The 2,625-nt window shown below is 69.2% G+C and carries 1 protein-coding gene; it reads right to left on the minus strand.

Translation table 11 applies throughout. From position 1 onward, the window contains the following. Window positions 1-180: 180 nt before the first annotated feature. Window positions 181-2,625 (minus strand): transglycosylase domain-containing protein (locus WBA11_RS17270; protein WP_424521885.1); only part of this gene is annotated, 2,445 nt, incomplete at its 5' end.

The following is a 2,625-nucleotide window of genomic DNA, read 5'->3' on the forward strand; positions in this document are numbered from 1 at the left end:
CGACCGCCGGAAGTCCAGGAGCCGCGTGTTGAGCCCGGTCGCGGGGTCGAGCCGCCCGTGCGTCTCGTAGCCGAGGTGGATGTCGGCGCAGTGGAGAATCTTCAAGGGAGAGGGGGATGTGGCAAGGGGCGAGGGGCGAAAGACACCTCTTGCCCCTTGCCCCGTCCCTCTTGACGTCGTCTACCAGCCGATCCGTCCGCCGGAGCCGCCGCCGTTGGTCTGGGGGCGTGGCTGCTGCTGAGGCGCCGGAGCGGCCCGCTCGCGCTGGCGGAACCGGTCGATCATGTCACGCGCCGGACGGTCCGCTGAACTGTTGCGGCTGTTGCCACTCGAGGAGCCGCCTCGCGACCGAGCGCGGTTCCGGCTGTCGCCCGGCCAGTAGCCCCGGTCGCCGATCCGGCTCCGGCGCGTCGGCGGCTGGTAGTTGTCCGGCCGCTCCAAGTCGAGGTTCGGGTCCAGGCGGATGAGCGAGTCGCCCTCCATCTGAAGCTTCGACAGGAACGCACCGACGTTGCGGAGCCCGGTCCGGCCGCCCTGCCCGATCGAGGTCGAGGGGTACGTGAGTCGGCGGTCGGGGAAGCCGGTCCAACTCCCCACGACCAGCTCCGGCGTCATGCCGATAAACCAGCCATCAGCGTTCTCCTGCGTCGTCCCGGTCTTGCCCGCGACGTCGAGGGGGCCGACCCCGCGGAAACCGCCGAGTCCCCGGCCCGTGCCGGACCGGACGACGGCGCGCATGGTGTTGAACGTCGTGTAGGCCGTCGACGGGTTTAGCACCTCGCGGCCGACCGGCGTGAAGTCCGCGATCACGTTGCCGTACCGGTCCTCGATGCGGTCGATGGCCAGCACGATGTGCGGGGGGACGTCCGAGTTCGGCGGCCGGTCCTCCTCGATGGTCGGCCCGTGGTAGACGCCGTAGTTGGCGACGGTCGCGTAGGCGTTGACCATCTCCAGGAGTGAGACGTCCTGCGTGCCGAGCGAGATCGCCCGGGCGTAGCAGTCGTTCTTGCGGGCCTCGAACGGCGGGCACTCCGTGTCGTCGAACTCGGGGAGCTCGAGCGGCGTGCGGATCCCCATCTGGTAGGCCGTCCGCGCGATCTCGCTCGTCCCGAAGTGCTTCGTGATCCGGGCCGCGACGACGTTCCTCGAGGCCCGGAGCGCGTCGGCGAGCGACGTGTAGCCGGCGTAGCCGCCGCCCGAGTTGCGAGGCGCCCAGTCCCCCCAACGGAACGGGCTGTCGAAGGCGCCGGACTGCGGGGAGTAGCCGTTGTTGAAGGCCGTCGTGTAGGCGAAGATCTTGAACGTCGAGCCGGGCTGGCGCCGCGCTTGACCGACGTGGTCGTACTTGTTGACGACGAAGTTGCGGCCGCCGACCCAAGCCTTGACCTGGCCGCTGCGCGGGTCCATCGCGATCAGCCCGGCCTCGAGGCGCGTCCGCTCAGCCTTGAGCGAGTCCATGAACACGTCGTTCCCGCGGAGTTGGGCGACGGCCTCCTCGGCCCCGACGCCGCTGGCGGCGAGCGCCCGGTACCGGTCGGTGAGGCCGATGTACTCGTTGACGACGGCCGTATTGCGGCCCCACCAGCGCCCAAAGGGGTTCGCCGCCGACCCCCATCCGCGACCTACGATCCCCTGGAGCCGGTCCATCTCCTCTTGCACGGCCTCCGCGGCGAGCGCCTGCATCCGGCTGTCGATCGTCGTGTGGATCACCAGGCCGTCCTCGTAGGGGTCGTAGTCGTTGGCCTCGGCCCAGTCCGTGAACCACATGCGGAGCACCTCGGCGAAGTGCGGCGCGATGTTGTCCTCGTGGCTGTAGACGTCGAACGCGAGGTTGATCGGCATCTCGTACGCGGCGCGGTACGCCGCCTCGTCGAGGACGGCCTGGTCGCGCATGTTGGTCAGGACCACGTTGCGACGCGTGATCGACGCCTCGTTCTGGCTCACCGTGACGGCCTCGCCGTCGGCGTCGAGGCACTCGCTCGAGGTCCCGCCGGGCGCGAGGCACGGGTTGTACCGGGAGTTGGCCGCCAGCATGCCGACGAGCGTGGCCGACTCGCTCGCGTCGAGGTCGAGGGCGGGCTTGGAGAAGAACGTCTGGGCCGCGGCCTCGATGCCGTACGCGTTGTAGAGGAACGGGACCGTGTTGAGGTAGGCCTCCAGGATCTCGGGCTTGGTGTAGGTCCGTTCCAGGCGGACGGCGATCAGGATCTCCTTGGCCTTTCGGACGATGGACCGCTCGCCGATGCGGAAGCCGGTGGCCTCGCGGTACAGGTTGCGCGAGAGCTGCATCGTGATCGTGGACGCGCCACGGGCGCCGCGCCCCGTCACGACGTCCTTGATGATGGCGCCGATGGCGTAGCCGTCCACGCCCCAGTGGTCGTAGAACCTCCGGTCCTCCGTCGCGATCAGGGCCTGCGGGACCAGCGGACTCATCTCGTCGAGGGCGACCCACGTCCGGTTCTCGGCGGCGTAGTACCGGGCGAGCTCTTGGTTATCGGCCGTCCTGACCTGGGTCGCGAGCAGGTTCTCGGTGTTCTCGATCTGCTCGAACGAGGGCAAGTCCTGGCTCAGGTACACGATCACGCCCAGACCCGCAAGAGCGCCCAAGCCGATCAGACCTAAGAC

It is taken from the genome of Rubrivirga sp., from assembly GCF_049648075.1.
Lineage (GTDB): Bacteria > Bacteroidota > Rhodothermia > Rhodothermales > Rubricoccaceae > Rubrivirga.